At 71.5% G+C, this 18,781-nt stretch carries 18 protein-coding genes and 1 pseudogene; 11 read left to right on the forward strand and 8 right to left on the reverse strand.

Going from position 1 to position 18,781, the window contains the following annotated elements:
- Positions 1 to 263: 263 nt before the first annotated feature.
- The 6 genes and pseudogenes from ABZT03_RS29855 (at position 264) to proP (ending at position 7,486) form a co-directional block, all read left to right on the forward strand.
- Entirely contained in the window at positions 264 to 680 is a 417-nt protein-coding gene (locus ABZT03_RS29855) for an ATP-binding protein (protein WP_356044989.1), read from the forward strand.
- Positions 681 to 994: 314 nt separating this feature from the next.
- Positions 995 to 1,753 (forward strand): IclR family transcriptional regulator, encoded by a 759-nt coding sequence (locus tag ABZT03_RS29860; protein WP_356044991.1) that lies wholly within the window; start codon positions 995 to 997, stop codon positions 1,751 to 1,753.
- 224 nt (positions 1,754 to 1,977) lie between these two features.
- Positions 1,978 to 2,976 (forward strand): annotated as a pseudogene (locus ABZT03_RS29865) (PP2C family protein-serine/threonine phosphatase); the annotation flags it as partial.
- A 655-nt stretch (positions 2,977 to 3,631) separates the two neighbouring features.
- Positions 3,632 to 4,834, forward strand: a complete 1,203-nt coding sequence (locus ABZT03_RS29870) for a cysteine desulfurase-like protein (protein WP_356044993.1) — start codon at positions 3,632 to 3,634, stop codon at positions 4,832 to 4,834.
- Between the two features lie 235 nt (positions 4,835 to 5,069).
- Positions 5,070 to 5,804: an FAD binding domain-containing protein gene (locus ABZT03_RS29875; RefSeq protein WP_356045095.1), complete on the forward strand. Its 735-nt coding sequence runs from the start codon at positions 5,070 to 5,072 to the stop codon at positions 5,802 to 5,804.
- Between the two features lie 173 nt (positions 5,805 to 5,977).
- Positions 5,978 to 7,486, forward strand: a complete 1,509-nt coding sequence (gene proP, locus ABZT03_RS29880; RefSeq protein WP_356044996.1) for a glycine betaine/L-proline transporter ProP — start codon at positions 5,978 to 5,980, stop codon at positions 7,484 to 7,486.
- Between the two features lie 44 nt (positions 7,487 to 7,530).
- Here proP and ABZT03_RS29885 read toward each other — a convergent pair whose 3' ends face one another.
- Genes ABZT03_RS29885 through ABZT03_RS29895 form a run of 3 tightly spaced genes read right to left on the reverse strand, consistent with a single transcriptional unit; the run spans position 7,531 to position 9,256 of the window.
- Positions 7,531 to 8,049 carry a roadblock/LC7 domain-containing protein gene (locus tag ABZT03_RS29885; protein WP_356044999.1) on the reverse strand — a complete coding sequence of 173 codons (519 nt, stop codon included), beginning with the start codon at positions 8,047 to 8,049 and terminating at the stop codon, positions 7,531 to 7,533.
- A gap of 35 nt (positions 8,050 to 8,084) precedes the next feature.
- Positions 8,085 to 8,858 (reverse strand): hypothetical protein, encoded by a 774-nt coding sequence (locus ABZT03_RS29890; RefSeq protein ID WP_356045002.1) that lies wholly within the window; start codon positions 8,856 to 8,858, stop codon positions 8,085 to 8,087.
- On the reverse strand, positions 8,855 to 9,256 hold the full coding sequence (locus ABZT03_RS29895) for a hypothetical protein (RefSeq protein ID WP_356045005.1): 402 nt from the start codon (positions 9,254 to 9,256) through the stop codon (positions 8,855 to 8,857). The genes ABZT03_RS29890 and ABZT03_RS29895 overlap by 4 nt, the downstream gene beginning before the upstream one ends.
- A 218-nt stretch (positions 9,257 to 9,474) precedes the next feature.
- On the opposite strand from ABZT03_RS29895, the gene ABZT03_RS29900 reads away from it, so the two are divergent.
- The gene (locus ABZT03_RS29900; RefSeq protein WP_356045008.1) at positions 9,475 to 9,705 is read left to right on the forward strand and encodes a hypothetical protein; all 231 of its coding nucleotides are present in this window, start codon (positions 9,475 to 9,477) and stop codon (positions 9,703 to 9,705) included.
- Positions 9,706 to 9,830: 125 nt separating this feature from the next.
- Here ABZT03_RS29900 and katG read toward each other — a convergent pair whose 3' ends face one another.
- Both katG and ABZT03_RS29910 read right to left on the reverse strand, forming a co-directional pair.
- Complete coding sequence (gene katG / locus ABZT03_RS29905; protein WP_356045011.1) at positions 9,831 to 12,053, reverse strand: catalase/peroxidase HPI; 2,223 nt, start codon at positions 12,051 to 12,053, stop codon at positions 9,831 to 9,833.
- Positions 12,054 to 12,078: 25 nt separating this feature from the next.
- Positions 12,079 to 12,528, reverse strand: a complete 450-nt coding sequence (locus ABZT03_RS29910; RefSeq protein WP_356045014.1) for a Fur family transcriptional regulator — start codon at positions 12,526 to 12,528, stop codon at positions 12,079 to 12,081.
- Positions 12,529 to 12,979: 451 nt separating this feature from the next.
- Between ABZT03_RS29910 and ABZT03_RS29915 the strand changes: the two genes are divergently transcribed.
- Positions 12,980 to 13,825: an MIP/aquaporin family protein gene (locus ABZT03_RS29915; RefSeq protein WP_356045017.1), complete on the forward strand. Its 846-nt coding sequence runs from the start codon at positions 12,980 to 12,982 to the stop codon at positions 13,823 to 13,825.
- A gap of 30 nt (positions 13,826 to 13,855) precedes the next feature.
- A complete protein-coding gene (gene glpK, locus ABZT03_RS29920) occupies positions 13,856 to 15,373 on the forward strand; it encodes a glycerol kinase GlpK (RefSeq protein ID WP_356045020.1) in 1,518 nt (505 codons plus the stop codon).
- Positions 15,374 to 15,561: 188 nt separating this feature from the next.
- On the opposite strand, the gene ABZT03_RS29925 is transcribed toward glpK, so the two are convergent.
- Positions 15,562 to 15,933: a hypothetical protein gene (locus ABZT03_RS29925; RefSeq protein WP_356045023.1), complete on the reverse strand. Its 372-nt coding sequence runs from the start codon at positions 15,931 to 15,933 to the stop codon at positions 15,562 to 15,564.
- Positions 15,934 to 16,202: 269 nt separating this feature from the next.
- Between ABZT03_RS29925 and ABZT03_RS29930 the strand changes: the two genes are divergently transcribed.
- Both ABZT03_RS29930 and ABZT03_RS29935 read left to right on the forward strand, forming a co-directional pair.
- A complete protein-coding gene (locus ABZT03_RS29930; RefSeq protein ID WP_356045026.1) occupies positions 16,203 to 16,910 on the forward strand; it encodes an anti-sigma factor in 708 nt (235 codons plus the stop codon).
- Positions 16,891 to 17,439 carry a putative immunity protein gene (locus ABZT03_RS29935; RefSeq protein ID WP_356045028.1) on the forward strand — a complete coding sequence of 183 codons (549 nt, stop codon included), beginning with the start codon at positions 16,891 to 16,893 and terminating at the stop codon, positions 17,437 to 17,439. Before ABZT03_RS29930 ends, ABZT03_RS29935 begins: the two co-directional genes overlap by 20 nt.
- Before the next feature lie 208 nt (positions 17,440 to 17,647).
- On the opposite strand, the gene ABZT03_RS29940 is transcribed toward ABZT03_RS29935, so the two are convergent.
- Together ABZT03_RS29940 and ABZT03_RS29945 are read right to left on the reverse strand one after the other, a co-directional pair.
- A complete protein-coding gene (locus ABZT03_RS29940; protein WP_356045031.1) occupies positions 17,648 to 17,830 on the reverse strand; it encodes a hypothetical protein in 183 nt (60 codons plus the stop codon).
- A gap of 254 nt (positions 17,831 to 18,084) precedes the next feature.
- Positions 18,085 to 18,759, reverse strand: a complete 675-nt coding sequence (locus ABZT03_RS29945; protein ID WP_356045033.1) for a trypsin-like serine protease — start codon at positions 18,757 to 18,759, stop codon at positions 18,085 to 18,087.
- Between the last annotated feature and the right edge of the window lie 22 nt (positions 18,760 to 18,781).

Raw genomic sequence — 18,781 nt, forward strand, 5'->3', positions numbered from 1 at the left:
CTTGCGTAGATAGTACGGACAACAGGAACACATGGTTCGCCTCGTGCATGCCGGGAAAACGACGGTGAGGCCGTGTGGGTACTGGTGAACGGGCTATTGGCACACCGGTGCGCGACACATCATGGGGCCGAACGCCCACACATGTCCGGTGAGTTGTCACCTGAAGGTGGCGGGTTTCGCAGGCCGGGGGCGTGCGGCGGTGCGGACCGGGTACCCGTCCCACCTGGAGCGGATCTGGTCGGCAACGGTGGAAATGAGGGACGATGGCGGTCAAGGCGATGGGCTGGGCCCACTCCTTTCCCGTGTCGGGAGGTGTGCGCGCGGGGCGCGAGTGGGTGCGGGGACATGTGGCGGCACTGCCGTGGACGTCCGAGGAACCGGAGACGGTGGAGTCGATCGTGCTGGCCGTGTCGGAGCTGCTGACCAATGCCCACGTCCACGCGCACAGTGACGCGCACCTGATCCTCACCTGGGACGGCGACTGTCTGCAGGTGAGTGTCCACGACGAGGACCCCACCCTGCCGCGGCGCCGGGAGCCGGGCGAGGGTGAGGTGTCGGGTCGTGGGGTGTCGATCGTCAGCGCTCTCGCCGACACCTGGGGCATCAAGTGCGGACGGCACGGCAAGACGGTCACGGCCTGCTTCCGCCCCTCCCACACGCGCGACGGCGACACCGACTGACAGTCACTCCCCGGGGGTGAGCCCCCCACGGGTGTCCCCGGTCCGGGGCCATGTCCGGCGCCGCGCGGGTGGTGTGTTCCCCGTACGTCATGTGTGTGCGGCGCGCGCCATGTGTCGGCCGTACGGCGTGCGCGGGGTGGGCGGGCGACGGGTCACGCATATGTCTTGCACAGGTCGCACGGGCCGTGGGTGACTCATATGCCGTGCACAGGTCGCCCCAGCCGTGTGTCACCCGTACGTCCGCCCGCGGCGCGCGGCCGTGAGTCGGGCCGTACGCCTTGCCTGGACCGTGCGCCCGGCGCACTCTGGTCCTTATGGGTGCTCGCGACGGCCCGACGCTCATCGGTTCGGTGCAGCGGGCCTTCCGCCTGCTGGAAGCGGTGAGCGCACACGAGAACGGCGCGCCGGCGAAACAGCTGGCGCGTGAGACCGGCCTGTCCCTGCCCACCGCGTACCACCTGCTGCGCACGCTGGTGCACGACGGTTATCTGCGCAAGCTCGCCGACGGCGGGTTCGTGCTGGGGGACAAGGTGCAGACGCTGCACACCGCGGGCCGCGGCCAGGCGCTGCTGAGCCGGGTCCGTCCAACCCTCGCGGCGCTGCGGGACCAGTTCGCGACCCCCGCCTACCTCACCTTCTACGAGGAGGGCGAGATCCGGGTCGCCGAGATCGTCGACGGGCCCCGCGCGCCCCGCGTCGACCTGTGGGTGGGGTTCGAGGACGCCGGACACGCCACCGCGCTCGGCAAGTCCGTGCTGCGTGAACTGGACGACGACGCCCGCCGGGAGTACCTCTCCCGGCACACCCTCGCCGATCTCACGCCGAGAACCATCACCAGCTCCCCGGAGCTGCTGCGGCGCCTCGACGACTCGCCCGTCGCCCCGGCCGTCACCGACCTGGAGGAGTACGCCCTCGGCACGGTCTGCGTGGCCGTGCCCGTCTACAGCGGGGACATCGTCGGCTCCCTCGGCGTCTCGATGCCGGTCAACCGGCTCTCGCGCCTCCCGGAGATCCGGTCGCGGCTGATCCCGACCGCGAACCGGGTGACCAGGAGTCTGTCGCTCACTATCTGAAATCCCGGTGCTTGTCGCGTCCGGCCCGAGTCCGTTTCCTGGTGGAGTCAGGTTTTTGCGACATTCACCCAGGTGAGGACTGCGGACCACACATGAGTCAGGCCCGAGACCATGGCGGCGACCACTGGCCGATCAGGCCCCTTCGACACCGTGCGGCCGGCTCCGGCCGCTCGGCCGCGGTCCGCGCGGTGCTACGGCATGCCGCCGTCACGCCCGCGCTGCCCGTGCTCATCGTGTCCGTCGTCGTGCTGGCCGACCTCGCCGGCGGCGCGGGGATGGTGTGGCTGCCGCTGCTCGCGGCCGGCCCCGCGCTGGCCGCCACCACCAGCGGACCCCGGGGCGTGCTGTGCGTCGGTCTCTTCGCGGCGGTCCTGGGCACCACCCTCGGCGCCCGCGACGGTGTGCCGGGCCGGGAGCTGGCGGCGATCCAGACCACCCTGCTGGCCGTCACGCTGGCGAGCGGCCTGGCCAGCGCGCTGCGGGCACGCCGGGAACAGGTGCTCGCGGCGGTCCGTTCGGTGGCCGAGGCCGCCCAGCACGCGCTGCTCAGGCCCGTTCCCTCGACCGTCGGCCCGTTCCAGGTCGCCGTCCGCTACAGCGCCGCGGCCGCCGAGGCCCGGATCGGAGGGGATCTGTACGCCCTGGTGCCCACCCCGTACGGCGTGCGGGTGATCGTCGGTGACGTGCGCGGCAAGGGCCTGCCGGCCGTCGGCACGGCCGCACTCGTCGTCGGGGTCTTCCGCGAGGCGGCCTACGACGAGCCTGACCTGCTCGCCGTCGTCGCCAGGATCGAACGGAGCCTGGCGCGGAACCTGGGCCACGACGACTTCGTCACCGCGGTGGTCGCCGGCTACCCGCGCCAGGGTCAGCTGGAGCTGGTCAACTGCGGACACGCGCCGCCGCTGCGGGTCGGTGCGGCCGGCGCCGTCACGGCGATCGAGCCCACGCTGCCGGCCCCGCCGCTCGGGCTGCGTGCCCTCACCGGCGAGACCCCCACCCTCCAGGTGGTGCCCTTCTCGGACGGCGAGCAGTTGCTCCTCTACACCGACGGGGTCACCGAGGCCCGCGACCACGGCCGCGCGTTCTATCCGCTCGCCGAGGGGCTCGCCCGGCACCTGACCGACAAGCCGGCGGACACGCTCACCGCGCTCCACGACGAGTTGCTGACCCATGTGGGTGGCCGACTGCACGACGACGCGGCCCTGCTGCTGCTGCGCAAGCCCCCCACCGCCGCGACGGCCACCCCGGCCCGGCGGACCCCCGACCGCGCCACCGCCGACACCCGCGTCACCGGCGGCCCCGCGACCGCCAGCCGTACGGCCGACGGGGCCGCGACCGCCAGCCGTACGACCGACAGTCCAGCGAGCGACAGTCCCGCGACCGGCGGCTCTACGGCAGGCGCCCCCGCGGCCGACAGTCCTCCGACCGGCACCTTCACGACGGGCGGCCATACGACCGGCACCTCCGCGGCCGACAGCCCTACGACCGTCGGCCCGACGACCGGCGCCTCTACGACCGTCGACCCGACGACCGGCGCCCCCGCGGCCGGCACCTCCGCGACCAGCGGCCCCACGGCCCGCACTCCCGCGATCGGCACCCCCGCCGCCCCCGACCCGGCCGTGCGGGACACCTCCGCAGGCTCCCCGCCGGACGCGGGACCCGGCACCGTCGTCGACGGCCGGCTCGAACCGGTCGCTCCCTGCGGCCGGCACGGCGTGTGATGCTGGTCCCGTGGTTGATCAAGGCCGGTCCGGTGCCGTTCGCCGGCCGGGCAGGAGGCCACCGGTGACGGTGTTCGCGCAGGAGGGGCGCCGTCGCCGACGTGTGGGGCGCACCCCGCTCCACCGGGCCCGCACCCTTCTCTCGACTGGAGTACGCATGGCCTTCGACGTCGGTGCCGTCCGCGCACAGATACCCGCACTGAAGTCCGGCACCGCCCGATTCGACGCGCCCGGCGGAACGCAGACCCCGCAACCGGTCATCGACGCCATCAGCGACACCCTGGCCAACCCGCTGGCCAACCGGGGACGCACCACGCAGGGCGAGCGCAACGCGGAGGCCGTCGTCACCGGCGCCCGGGAGGCACTCGCCGACCTGCTGGGCGGACAACCGCGCGGCACGGTGTTCGGGCGCAGCGCCACCCAGCTCGTCTACGACCTGTCGCGCACCCTCGCCAAGACCTGGGCCGCCGGTGACGAGGTGGTCGTCACCCGGCTCGACCACGACGCCAACATCCGACCCTGGGTCCAGGCGGCCGAAGCGGTCGGCGCCACCGTCCGCTGGGCCGACTTCGACCCGGCCACCGGCGAACTGCACCCCGAGCAGATCGAAGCCGTCCTGTCGTCGCGCACCCGGCTGGTGGCCGTCACCGCGGCGTCCAACCTCATCGGCACCCGTCCCGACGTCCCCGCCATCGCGGATCTGGCCCACCGTGCCGGGGCCCTGCTGCACGTCGACGCCGTGCACTACGCCTCGCACGCCGCGGTCGACCTGACAGCTCTCGGCGCGGACACCCTGGTCTGCTCGCCGTACAAGTTCCTCGGCCCGCACCTCGGCGTCCTGGCGAGCAGCCCCGACTTCCTGGAGACCCTGCGTCCCGACAAGCTGGCGCCCTCCACCGACGTCGTGCCCGAACGCTTCGAACTGGGCACGCTGCCCTACGAGTTGCTCGCCGGCGCCCGGGCGGCCGTGGACTTCCTCGCGGGGCTCGCACCGGAGGCGTCCGGCTCCCGCCGCGAGCGTCTGCTCGCCGCCTTCACGGCGCTGGAGGCCCACGAGGAGGTCCTGCGGAGCCGTATCGAGCGGGGCCTGGCGGAGATCCCCGGCCTCACCGTGTACTCCCGGGCGGCCCGGCGCACCCCCACACTGCTGTTCACGCTGGCGGGCCGTGAGTCGGCGGCCGTCTCGGCCCGTCTGGCCGAACGGGGCGTCGACGCCCCGGCGGGGACGTTCTACGCCGCGGAGGCCGCGCGCCGGCTGGGGCTCGCGGACGTGGGCGGGGTCCGGGTCGGACTCGCGCCGTACAGCAGCGAGGAGGACGTGGACCGGCTCCTGGAGGCGCTGGGCGGCCTGGGCGACTGACCAACTGCTCGACAGTATCGGCGCGTTGAGGGGCCGCGTCGCGGACGGCCGCGGAACTCGGCGGGCGACGGCCCTCGGAAGGAAGGGTGTGCCGGCGAGGGGCGCATGGCGTGGCGGTGTGAGCCCTGTACGCGCCCCCGCGTATCCGGGGACACTGCCCATGTCAGCGATCAGGTGGCCCGGCTGCGGTGTCCTTCCGCCGGGTGCCACGTCCGGGGAAAGCAGGTCGGCCACCGTGCTGTTGCGTCTGCCCACATCCGTGTCCGAAGCGCAGGAGTGCCTCACCGACGGGGCGGTGCCGGTGGGTGGGGCGACGCTCGTGTGGGCCACCTGGCAGCGGGACGGCTTTCCCGAGCAGGCCATGTCGCTGCGGGACGTGCCGGAGGCCCGGGTCGTCGACCGTGAGGCGCTGGGCGCGGCCGTGGTGCTCCACCAGATCGACGCCCGGCTGCCGGAGGTGCTGCGGCGGGCCGCCGCCACCATCGGGACGGGAGCCGTGCGCCGCACGGCCACCGTCGGCGGCAACCTCGTGGGCAGCACACTGCGTTGTCTGCTGCCCGCCGCGCACGTACTGGACGCCCGGGCCGTGGTGCTGGAGACGGACGGGCCCTACGAGACCGACCTGGCGGAGGTCGTGGCCAAGCGTCAGCTGCTGCTCGGCCTGCGCTGGCGCGAGCCCGTCCTCAGCGGCTACCACAAGGCGGCCGGCGAGGCGGGCGGGCCGCCGCCCCTGGTCGTGGCCTCCGCGGTGCACGCCGGCGACGACGGCCGACACCGACTGCGGGTCGCCGTCCGCGACGGCCACGAGGTGCTCGGCGGCAGCACCACGTGCGAACTCGGTGCCGACGCCGACGTGTTGACCGTACTGCGGGCCCTGCGTTCCACCGCACTGGGCGCCGCGCCCACCGCCGCCTGGGACGTGGTCGCCGGACACGTCACCGACCTCCTGGCCCGCCCCGCCGCCCGCTGAGGCGCCACCGGACACAAAATCGCCGTCGGCGGCCGCGCCCGCCGACCGGTCCCGGCGCGCACCGACGGCCGGCCAATGGTGCCGAACGTCCCTGCGGAATCCGGGTTGTTTGCAGATGCCATGAGTGAGCAGGCTCCCCTGAGTCCGCGCACGAAGGCAGAAAGGTACGTTTCATGGTGGCCACTGAGCCCGACCCCGTCGAGGCCGCCGCTCATCCCGAAGCCGTCAGACGACATCGCAGGCTCTTCCGAGCGATACGACGTCGCAGGAACCCGCCGTTGCGGCGGACCGACATCACCGTCACCGACGAGGCCGCCGTCAAGCGCGCCGTTCAGGCGGCCTCACTCGGCAACGCCATGGAATGGTTCGACTTCGGCATCTACAGCTACCTCGCCGTCACCATCGGGCACGTCTTCTTCCCGTCCGGGAACGACACCGTCCAACTCCTGTCCTCCTTCGCGGCGTTCGCGGTGTCCTTCCTCGTGCGCCCGCTCGGCGGTGCGGTCTTCGGACCGATGGGGGACAGGATCGGCCGTCAGAAGGTCCTCGCGACCACCATGATCATGATGGCGGTGGGCACCTTCGCCATCGGACTGATCCCGTCGTACGCCACGATCGGCTTCTGGGCCCCCGCGCTGCTGATCCTCTTCCGCCTCGTGCAGGGCTTCTCCACGGGCGGCGAGTACGGCGGGGCGTCCACCTTCATAGCCGAGTACGCGCCCGACCGGCGCCGCGGCTACTTCGGCAGCTTCCTCGAACTCGGCACGCTGGCCGGGTACGTGGGCGCGGCCGGTCTCGTGACGGCCCTCACCGCGCTGCTGGGTGACGGCGGCATGGAGTCGTGGGGCTGGCGTGTGCCGTTCCTGGTGGCGGGGCCGATCGGGCTGGTCGGCCTCTATCTGCGGCTGCGGCTGGACGAGACACCGGCCTTCCGGAAGCTGGCGGACAACTCCGCGGGCAGGGCCCCGGATCCGGCGTCCACCGTGGAGACCACCGCCAAGGGCGATGTGGCGAGGATCTTCCGGGACCACTGGCCGACGCTGATCCTGTGCGTCTGCCTGGTCGGCGCGTACAACATCACCGACTACATGATCCTTTCGTACATGCCCACCTACCTGTCCGACGAGTTGGGCTACTCCGAGACGCACGGTCTGCTGATCCTGATCGCGACCATGGTGGTGCTGATGCTGTTGGTCAGCCGGGTGGGCAGGCTCTCCGACCGGTGGGGACGCAAGCCCGTGCTGATGGCGGGCATGCTCGGTTTCCTGGTGCTGTCCGTACCGGCCTTCGTGCTGGTCGGGCAGGGTGACCTGGTGGCCGTCTCGGCGGGCATGCTGATGCTGGGGCTGTCCCTGGTGTGCATGCTGGGCACGATGTCGGCAGCGCTGCCCGCGCTCTTCCCGACGCCCGTCCGCTACGGCTCCCTGTCCATCGGCTACAACCTCGCCACCTCCCTGTTCGGCGGGACGACTCCGCTGGTGGTCACGGCGCTGATCTCCGTCACCGGCACCGACATGATGCCCGCGTACTACGCCATGGCCGCGGCGCTGGTGGGTGTCATCGCGGTGGCGTGCATGAAGGAGACCGCGCGGCAGCCGCTGGAGGGTTCACCGCCTTCGGTGGGGACGGCCGAGGAGGCCGCCGAACTCGTGGCGAGCAGGGCACCGGCACCGAGGTTCTGACCCGCTCGATCCAGGCGACCACCGGCCCGGCGGCACTGGTGCGGCTACTCGCCGGGGTCCGGACGCAGCCGCGGGCGTGACTGTCTCGGCAGCCGCACGGGCAGGGTGCCGAGGGTGCGGTTGTGCGACGGCGGCACCGCGTCGTCCAGGACGAACGCGGGGCGCCGGTCCTGGTCCCGTGCCTGCGCGTCGAGGTGGGCGGCCACCAGGTCCGCGATCCGGGCCCCGCTGCGCCGGCCCTCCAGATGCAGCCGGCCGACGTTGGCGCGGCCGTCCGCCAGCAGGGTCAACACGGCGGAGGAGCCGGCCGCGTAGGTCGCGACATAGCCCTGTGCTCCCCGCATCAGCAGTTCGCAGAACTCGCCGCGCCGGGCGGTGTCCGCCATGCGGTGGGCGATGCCGAGGGCCGCCGCGGTGAGCGCCGCCAGACCGTCCGGTTCCACGCCGGGCATGTCCTGGGCCAGTACGAGACCGTCGGCGCTGGCCGCCAGGGACCCCGTCAGCTGGGGCATCCGGGTGCGCAAGCGCCGTAACTCGTTGAGTACTTCGGCTTCGACGGCCATGACCAGTCTCCTTTCGGCACGGCGGCGCGCGCGGATCACAAAGCCTCCAGGGCGTCGCGCAAGCGCCTCAGCAGTGCGGTGTCGGGCTCTTCCTGCGGCGTGTCCGGCGGCAGAGCGGCGAACGCCGGTCCGGTCGGCCGGGCGGTGACGGTGACGAGTCCGTCGGCGGCGAGCCGACGCAACTCGATCAGGGTGGGGTAGGCGCGGCAGGCCAGCCGCGCCGCTATCTCCGCCGCCGTACGCACCCCGTCGACCTCGGCCAGCACCCGGAGCCTGCGGGCGGGCAGGGCCCCCGTGGCGGCCTGCGGCACCCGGGCCAGGGGAGCGCTGTCGAGGTCGGGCTCGGGCCAGATGCGCTGGAGGCGGTCGCGCCGCCGCCGGGACTCGCGTACGACGGTGTCGACCGCCACGGCGCGCACGGCGCCGAGCCAGTGCGCGGCGCCCGGGCGGAACCGCGGCGCGTGCCCGACGCCGCCCAGCGCGAAGTACGCGGCGTCGAACAGCGCCCCCAGATGGCACAGTTCGAGCGCTCCCACGGCCAGCTGTCCGCTGTCCACGAGCTGCCGGCCCACCCGCAGGTCGGCCCCCGCCTCCTCGAGCGCCTCGTGCCAGCCGAGCGCGTCGATCACACCGCTCCCGGTGAGGAGGACACCGAGGCCGGGGGAGAGGGGGGAGTCGACGTGGGTGACTCCGCCCGCGCTGAGGAAGAACGTGCCCCGTTCGCTGGAGAGGGCTCCGGTGGCCCGCTCGGCGGCGAGCAGCGCGAGCGAGTCGAGGACCGTGTCCGCGAGGCGGGTGGGCGAGGTCATCCGAGGACCAGCCGGTCGGCGGTGTCGGCCAGGCGGATGCGGGCCAGCGCGAGGTTCCCGGCGGCCCGGTCGATCCACAGGTGGAGGAAGACGGTGCTCTCGAACCGCGTGCCGACGAACCGCAGTACGTGGTAGGAGTCCGGGGTCGTCACCACCAGGTCCTCCACGGGAGGCGGGCCGCCGGGCGCCACCGGATCGCCGCCCTGGCGGGTGAAGGCGCCGCTCTCCAGCGCCGAGCGGGCGAACTCCGCGGTCTCGGTGGCCGTCACCTCGTGGTCGCCGCTCGACGCCTCACCCACCGATCCCAGGGAGAGGCCGCTGATCCAGTCGACCACGGACGCACCCCGCGCACCGGTCACCCGCATGGCGTCGAGCAGACTCTCGTCGATTCCGGGCACGCCGAATCCCTCCCCGCACGACTACCTCGACTGTGATGCCGACACTACGGAAAGTGGTGGCGCGAGGTGAGAGCTTTGGCATTTTCCAGCGGAACATGCGCGGTTTCGACCGCGTGCGGATCGACACCTGTCGTAGTGGGCCGAGTCGACCCTCCGGCACGGGGGTATACGTCAGACGCCCCGGCCGTCGTCGGGGCCGATCGTCGAAGGGAAGACACGTGAAGGTTGCGCCCGACGCCCGGGTCATCGCCGCTGGGGATCTGAACGACACCCTCGTGGGCGAACGCTTTTCGTACGAGAACGCCGAGGGTGTCGCCTTCCACGCGCGCATCGCCTTCGTCGAGATCCGGCCCGACCTCGTCAACGTCACCCTCGACGGCGTGGTGCACGAGGGCAACTCGGTCGTGCTGGGACTGCGTCCCGAGGAGGAGCTCTACTTCACGCCCTGACGGGTGCCGCGGGAACACGTCAGGGCCGGCCGTCGCCGGCCGGCCCTGACGTCACGTCGGACGGGTCCGGGCCCTCAGAACCGGCAAGGGGTTCGAGAGCGCGTCACCTTCGACCGAGCGGGAACTCAGACGAGGTCGAACCGGTCCAGGTTCATGACCTTGTCCCACGCCTTGACGAAGTCCCGCACGAACTTCTCCTTCGCGTCGTCGCTCGCGTAGACCTCGGCGAGCGCGCGCAGCTCGGAGTTGGAGCCGAAGACCAGGTCGGCACGGCTGCCGGCCCACTTGACCTCGCCCGTGGCGGCGCCGCGGCCCTCGAAGGAGTTCTGGTCCTCCGACGTCGCCTTCCACGCCGTACCCAGGTCGAGCAGGTTGGCGAAGAAGTCGTTGGTCAGCGACCCGGGCGTGGTGGTGAGGGCGCCGAGCTGCGACTGCTGGTAGTTGGCGCCCAGCACGCGCAGACCGCCGACCAGGACCGTCATCTCGGGGGCGCTCAGGGTGAGCAGGTTCGCCCGGTCCAGCAGCAGGAACTCGGCCGGCAGCCGGTTGCCCTTGCCGAGGTAGTTGCGGAACCCGTCCGAGGTCGGCTCGAGCGCGACGAACGACTCGACGTCGGTCTGCTCCTGCGTCGCGTCCACCCGGCCCGGCGTGAACGGGACCTGGATCTCGTAGCCGGCGTCCTTGGCGGCCCGCTCCACGGCCGCGGCGCCGCCCAGCACGATCAGGTCGGCCAGGGAGACCTTCTTGGCACCGGAGTTGAACTCCGCCTGGACGCCTTCCAGGGTGCGCAGCACCTGGGCCAGCTGGTCGGGCTCGTTGACCTCCCAGCCGCGCTGCGGCTCGAGGCGGATGCGGGCGCCGTTGGCACCGCCGCGCTTGTCGCTGCCGCGGAACGTCGAGGCGGACGCCCACGCGGTGGAGACGAGCTGGGAGACGCTCAGCCCCGAGTCGAGGAGCTTGGCCTTGAGGACCGCGATGTCCTCGGCGCCGATGACCTCGCCCTCCGCCTCGGGCAGCGGGTCCTGCCACACGAGGGTCTCGGCGGGGACCTCCGGGCCCAGGTACAGCGACTTCGGGCCCATGTCACGGTGGGTCAGCTTGAACCAGGCGCGGGCGAAGGCGTCCGCGAACTGGTCGGGGTTCTCGTAGAAGCGGCGCGAGATCTGCTCGTAGACCGGGTCGAACCGGAGCGCGAGGTCGGTCGTCAGCATGGTCGGGGCGTGGCTCTTCGACGGGTCGTGCGCGTCCGGGACGGTGCCCGCGCCGGCGCCGTCCTTGGCGACCCACTGGTTCGCGCCCGCGGGGCTGCGGGTCAGCTCCCACTCGTACTCGAAGAGGTTCTTGAAGAAGTTGTTGCTCCACTGCGTCGGCGTCTGGGTCCAGGTGACCTCGAGACCCGAGGTGATGGCGTCGCCGCCCTTGCCGGTGCCGTAGGTGCTCTTCCAGCCGAGGCCCTGCTCTTCGAGCGCGGCGGCCTCGGGGTCGTCGCCGACGTGGTCCGCGGGGCCAGCGCCGTGGGTCTTGCCGAAGGTGTGGCCACCGGCGATGAGGGCGACGGTCTCCTCGTCGTTCATCGCCATCCGGCGGAACGTCTCCCGGATGTCGCGGGCCGAGGCCAGCGGGTCCGGGTTGCCGTTGGGGCCCTCGGGGTTGACGTAGATGAGGCCCATCTGGACCGCGCCGAGCGGGTTCTCCAGCTCGCGGTCGCCGGTGTAGCGCTGGTCGTCGAGCCAGGTGGTCTCGGGACCCCAGTAGACGTCCTCCTCGGCCTCCCAGACGTCCGCGCGGCCGCCGCCGAAGCCGAAGGTCTCGAAGCCCATCGTCTCCAGGGCGACGTTGCCGGTGAGGACCATGAGGTCGGCCCAGGAGATGCTCTGGCCGTACTTCTTCTTGACCGGCCACAGCAGACGGCGGGCCTTGTCGAGGTTGGCGTTGTCCGGCCAGCTGTTGAGCGGGGCGAAACGCTGCTGGCCCGCGCCGGCACCGCCGCGGCCGTCGCTGATGCGGTAGGTGCCCGCGCTGTGCCAGGCCATCCGGATCATCAGCGGGCCGTAGTTGCCGAAGTCGGCCGGCCACCAGTCCTGGGAGGTCGTGAGCACCTCGGCGATGTCCTGCTTCACGGCCGCGAGGTCCAGGGCCTGGAAGGCCGCCGCGTAGTCGAACTCCTCGCCGAGCGGGTTCGCCACTGCGGGGTTCTTGGCGAGGATCTTGAGGTTGAGGCGTTCCGGCCACCACTGGCGGTTTCCGCCGCCCTGCGTCGGGTGGGCGGCGCGACCGTGCGCGACCGGGCAGCCACCTGCCTCCTCCGACTTCGTGTCAGTGACGATCGCGTCGTGGTTCTCAGTCATGCGAATCCTTCCGAACGGGGGTGGATCAGGGTGCTGAAGCTGGGGCTGGGGCGCTGGAACAGTCGGGGCACAGGCCCCAGTAGATGACCTCGGCCTCGTCGATCGTGAAGCCGCGGTCGTCGGACGCGGCGAGGCAGGGCGCATGGCCGACGGCGCAGTCGACATCGGCGACGACGCCGCAGGAGCGGCAGACGAGATGGTGGTGGTTGTCCCCGACGCGTCCCTCGAACCGGGCGGGGCTGCCGGGCGGTTCGAGCCGCCGGACGAGGCCCGCCGTGGTGAGCGCGTGCAGCGCGTCGTAGACGGCCTGCAGGGATATGTGGCCCACGCGGTCACGTACCCCGGAGGCGATCGCCTCGACGCCGAGGTGGTCACCGCCGCGGACGGTCTCCAGCAGCGCGACGCGGGCGGCCGTCACCCGCAGGCCGGCACCGCGCAGCTCCTCGGCGGTGGTCGGGGTCCGGGATGCGGTCATGGCGTCGAACCTATCGCCCTTAAGACGAATCATTCAAGAGAACGAAGGGTTCAAGTTTGATGTCACGCCGGCCAACATCCGGTCGGCCCCTGCCCTGCGCCCGGTCCCGCCACCGTGCGCTATGCTGGATCTTGAGCGGTCACCGGACACCCGGCAGCCGGTCGCGCGTTGGTGGTCCAAGGAAAGACGCCCCACTTCCCGTGGGGAAATGCAGGTGCAAGGCCTGCCCGGCGCTCCGCACGCGAACCCCATCCCATGATCCACGGGATGGGGTTCGTCGCGTGTGGGGGCGGCCCGTACGGCGGCAACGTGCCGCGAGACAGCCCACAATGCCCTGTCCTGTCCGGGATTCCGGCTGTCTGTGCGATTCGTCCTTGATCGCCTTATGCTGATACGGGGAGGGCTCTGGCAGTCGACGGGCCGGTCCTGAGCCGGCGGGAAGCAGGCTTCCATGGCTGAGCGATTCAAAAGGACAGGGTTGATCGGCGAGGTGTCGGCCGAATTCGCCGGCACCATGATTCTCATCCTCTTCGGCGTCGGTGTCGTCGCCCAGGTCGTCGCCGGCGGGGCGCTCACGACACCGCCGGGAGGTCTCGGAAACCACGACAGCATCGCCTGGGCCTGGGGCCTCGGCGTCACCCTCGGTGTCTACGTGGCGGCCCGCCTGAGCGGCGCGCACCTCAACCCCGCGGTGACGGTCGCGCTCGCCACGTTCAAGGGGTTCCCGTGGAGCAAGGTGGCGCCCTACGTGGTCGCCCAGACCGCCGGAGCCTTCGTTGCGGCCCTGATCGTGCGCTGGAACTACACCGAGGCGCTGGCGAAGGCCGACCCCGGTCACACCATCAAGACGCAGGGCGTCTTCTCCACCCTCCCGGCCAACGGCAACCCGAACCTGCCGGTCCACGAGTGGGGCGCGTTCCGCGACCAGATCATCGGCACGGCGATCCTGCTGCTGCTGATCCTCGCCGTCACGGACCTGCTCAACACGCCGCCGGGCGCCAACCTGGCTCCGTTCATCGTCGGTCTGATCGTCGTGGCGATCGGCATGGCGTGGGGCACCAACGCGGGGTACGCCATCAATCCGGCACGTGACTTCGGGCCGCGACTGGCCAGCTTCCTCACCGGCTACGGCGGAGCGTGGCGAGATCAGTACGGCAACTTCTACTTCTGGGTGCCGATCATCGGTCCCCTCATCGGCGGTCTGCTCGGTGCCGGCCTGTACAAGATCTTCATCGGCCACTTCCTGCCCACGGCGGAACCGGAGCCTCCCGGGCGCGTCCCGGCACCCGAGGAATGACACTGACACCCAGAGCAGAGGCGGCAACCCATGGCTGACTTCGTGGGCGCGGTGGACCAAGGGACCACCAGCACCCGTTTCATGATCTTCGACCACGCCGGCAACGAGGTGGCGAAGCACCAGCTGGAACACGCCCAGATCCTCCCGCGGTCCGGCTGGGTCGAGCACGACCCGGTGGAGATCTGGGAGCGCACCAACTCCGTGATGCAGAACGCACTGCGGCACGGCAACCTCGCCCCGGAGGACCTGGCGGCGATCGGCATCACCAACCAGCGGGAGACCACCGTCGTGTGGGACCCGCGCAACGGACGGCCCTACTACAACGCCATCGTCTGGCAGGACACCCGTACCGACTCCATCGCCGCGGCCCTGGAGCGCTCGGGCCAGGGCGACGTCATCCGCCGCAAGGCCGGACTGCCGCCGGCGACGTACTTCTCCGGAGGCAAGATCCAGTGGATCCTGGAGAACGTCGACGGGGTCCGCGCGGCGGCCGAGGAAGGGCACGCCCTCTTCGGCAACACGGACGCCTGGGTGCTGTGGAACCTCACGGGCGGCCCCGACGGAGGCATCCACGCCACCGACGTCACCAACGCCAGCCGCACCATGCTGATGGACCTCGAAACCCTCGACTGGGACGACGAGTTGCTCGGCTTCTTCAACATCCCCCGGGCGATGCTGCCGACCATCAACGCCTCGTCCCACCGGGAGGCGTTCGGCGTCACGCGCACCTCCCGGCCGCTGCGCGCGCCCATCCCCATCACCGGCGTGCTCGGCGACCAGCAGGCGGCCACGGTCGGACAGGTCTGCTACGCGCCGGGCGAGGCCAAGAACACCTACGGCACCGGCAACTTCCTGGTGCTCAACACCGGTACGGAACTGGTCCGTTCGCAGCACGGCCTGCTGACCACCGTGGCCTACCAGTTCGGTGACAGCCCCGCGATCTACGCGCTGGAGGGCTCCATCGCGGTCACCGGGTCCGCGGTGCAGTGGCTGCGCGACCAGATGAAGATCATCTCTGACGCGGCCGAGAGCGAGACGCTGGCCCGCACGGTCGAGGACAACGGGGGCATGTACTTCGTCCCCGCGTTCTCCGGCCTGTTCGCTCCGTACTGGCGCTCCGACGCCCGCGGCGCGATCGTCGGCCTGGCCCGCTACAACGACAACGGCCATCTGGCCAGGGCGACTCTGGAGGCCATCTGCTACCAGAGCCGTGACGTCGTCGAGGCCATGGAGCAGGACTCCGGTGTCCACCTCGACGTGCTCAAGGTCGACGGCGGTGTCACGGCCAACGACCTGTGCATGCAGATCCAGGCCGACGTCCTCGGCGTACCGGTCAGCCGTCCCGTGGTGGCCGAGACCACCGCGCTCGGCGCCGCGTACGCGGCGGGACTGGCCACCGGCTTCTGGCGCGACACCGACGAACTGCGCACCCACTGGCAGGAGTCCAAGCGCTGGGAGCCCCAGTGGTCCGACGACCAGCGGACGGCGGGCTACGAGGGCTGGAAGAAGGCGGTGGAGCGCACGCTCGACTGGGCCAAGGTCGAGTAGCGACCGCTCGACGGGGTGCGCCGGCCGACCGACCGGCGCACCCCGTCCGTGCGCCCACGGTCCGGCGCACCCCGTCCCGTGTCCCCACCGTGCGGTGGCCCCTGGATGCGTGCGTACGTGGGTGAGGGCCCGGAGGCCATGTCCGCTCCGGGCCCTCACCCACGCCGCGTCCGCGCGGCCTGGGGCTGTCAGTGGTCGTGGTGGTGGCAGTCCCAGTGTCCCTTCACCCACACCTTCTCCCAGTGGGCGGGCACGTAGACCCACTTGAAGTGGCTCCAGTGACCCGGATGCCAGGTGCCGTTCATGTCCCGGTGGCCCGGGTGCCAGGTGCCGTGGTCGAACCACTTCTTCTCCCAGTGGCCCTTGACCCACGTCTTCTCCCAGTGGCCCTTCACCCACTCGCACCGGTCGTGATGGTCGCTGGTCACCACGGACGCGGTGGACGTCGGTGTCGGAGCCGCGACGGCCGTTGCCGACATGCCGAGCGCGGCACCGCCGGCCAGCAGACCTGTGGCGGCGGTACCGGCCAGCAGACGCCGGACCCTGATGGATGTGGTCATCGGACTCACCTCCCTCGGAAAGTCGGAAGTGCGGGTGCGACGGAAGCCGGTACGAACCTTCTCGAGCCGAAGGGCCCGGCCGGCTGCTGCGTGGTTCCCGTCGCGGCGGACACAAGGCATTCGGAGCGACGAGATACACGTATGAAGATCTTTCATCATAATTCTGTCCCTACGGGATTTCTCGTTGAGGGTCCGTCATCCCCCCACCGCGCGGCTACGCACACCTGACAGACCAGGCGAACGAACGAACGACACGGATTGTGGGACGGATGCCCAACACCGGGCAGGGCGGACACGGCCCGCCGCACGAACCTCTCGCACTGCGGCCGGCGCGGGCGGCCTGTCTCGGCGCCGCCGTAGCGCTCGGCGGTGTCGCCGCGTGGCAGTCCACGCGCGCCCACGACGCCCGCGCCGCGCTCACCCGCGAGGAGGCGGGCGCCGCCACGTTCGCCGACATCCCCGCCGCCCGGGACGCGACGGTCAGCACCCGCGCGCTGGCCGACGGCGGCCGCATCAGCGTCGTCGCCTCCCGCAGCCGGGGCCGCGCCGCCGCCGTCGCCACGGACCAGCCCCGCCTCGGCGGCGACCGGGTCCACGAGCTCTGGTACGCCGAGACGACCGGCGTCCTCCGCCCGGCCGGTCTACTGCCCGGCTCCGGTGGACGGGCCGCGCGGGTCCTGGCCGGCGAACTCGGCGACGCGGGCGCCGTCGGCGTCACCGTCGAACCGGCCGGCGGGTCGCGGCAGCCCACCGGCGCACCGCTCGGCATCGTCACCGTCCCGTGGGGGACAGGCCGCGTAGTAGGTCATCTGGCAGAGCGGTCGGCTCACCGGTTCCTGCCTGCTGTGGCCGAGTGGCGTTCCACGACCCGATCTGCTCGGGAGCCAGTCGGTATGGGGCCGGCCCGGAGTCGCCCCAACTGCCTGCCTGTCCAGCGCAATGGTCGAGGATGGAGTCATGACAGGGGAAGTGAGTGAGATCGCTCTGAGTAAGCAAGATCTGCGTGAGGTCACCGCGTTCGCCGCAGCGTGCGCGGAAGTGGTGCTCGAGGTATTCGAGAGCGATCAGCCGGACGACTCGCGGCCTCGAGACGCTCTCGGCGCAGCGTGGGAATTCGCGCGCGGTGGTGAGCGAGGGAAGGCTCTGCGCGACACGGCGTGGGCGGCGCTCAGGGCAGCCAACAGCACGGACACCGCGGCTGCGCGCGAGGCGGCTCGGGCAGCGATGTCTGCGGCAGGCGCCGCCTACCTGCATCCGCTGGCCAAGGCCGTCCAGGTCAAGCACATTCTCGGAGCCGGCGCTCACGCGGCAAGAGCGGCCGAACTCGTCGCCGACGACGATCGGAGCGTTGGTGTCAAACACCTTGAGCAGACGACGCATCGTGCGACACCGGTCGTCGTCGCAGTGCTAAAACGGTTCCCCACGGCGCCGAGTGGCGGCGGACGGGTTGGTGAGTTGATCCGCAAGCTGGACACTGATCTTCGTTCACTGACCCTCGCTGAGTGACTTTGAACGTCAGACGGTGCGGCCCCACCTCAGTCAGCGGTTGACTTCAAGGTTCGTCAGACAAGCGAGGCGCGCAGGAGCTGGGTGGCGCGGGCGGGATCAGTGCGGAACTTGGTGAGGATCCGCCAGTTCTTGAGGTGGGCGAAGCCGTGTCCGACTGGCGCGCGTCCGACGGCGAGAACTCTGTTGGCGTCCTTCTGACCAGCGGTCAGCTTGTGGGTGCGGCTGGCATGGAAGCCGTGACGGTCACGGGGTCGCGGACGTCGTTGTCCAAGCCGCGCAAGCCGAGGTCCGCGAGAGCACCGAGGCCGGCGGCGCGCAGGTGGGCCAGGATGTGGTCGTAGGGGGCGGCGGTGTTGTCGTGGGTGCGGCCGGGCCGGGCTGCGGACATCCAGATCAGGCGGCCTCTCTCGTCTCTCAGTGACGCAGCACGGGTGGTGAACCGGTCGTCGGACGGTTTGCGCAAACAGCCGCGGTCGGTCAGTGCCAGGCCGTTGTCCGTCAGCGTGGCGACTCCTCTCCTTGACCTATCGCGCACACGTCAGCGACCTCGGCTGGTCCAAGTGACGTTGGATTGCCGGGAGTAGCCGGCAGCGCACCGCGGTTTGCGGGCAGGCATAAAGGCCCCCGGAGACGGTGGCACACTCACCCCTTCCAGGCGGCAACGGGTGAGATCACCAGTTTCGCCTGCTTCAGCCGGTCGCCCGGGACGCCGGGGCCGGTACGCCCCCAGCCGAGCACGGTCGCCCTGCGGCCGTCGGCGACCGGCGTGGAGTCCCGCGGACCGGCCACCTTGATCGTGCGGTACGGCATCGGCCGGTTCAGCGTGAGGACGGCGGCGTCGTAGGCCGATCGGGGCGCGCCGTAGCGCGAGTCCAGCCGGTACGACGCGACCCGCCGCACGGTGCCGCCGTTGCCGTCGACCCGGTCCCGGCCGCCGATGATCCGCAGCGCGGAGACGTCCCCGGCGTTTTCCACGCAGTGGCCGGCGGTGAGCACCTTGGTGGGTGCCACGAGGGTGCCGCCGCAGAACTGGCTGCCGTCGAGTTCGATGAGCATGGCGTACGGCCGGGCGGCGGTCGTGGCCGGACCACCGCCCTTCACGGCGGCGGCGGGGCCGGCGGCGGCCAGCAGCGCTCCCGCGGAGAGGACGGCGGTGACGGCGGCTGCGCGCAGCCGGGCGCGCCCGGGCGCGGTGAGACGGATCGGGATGTGGATTCCCCCTGGAACGGCTCGGTGCGCGGCCCTGGCGGCACCCGCACCCCTGTGGTCGGTGGTGAGGACGCGCCCCGGGATCCGTCCGGTTTCACGCCGGGACAAGGACTAACGAAGTGGTAACGGA

Source organism: Streptomyces sp. NPDC005574 (assembly GCF_040605435.1).
In the GTDB taxonomy this organism is placed as follows: Bacteria; Actinomycetota; Actinomycetes; order Streptomycetales; family Streptomycetaceae; genus Streptomyces.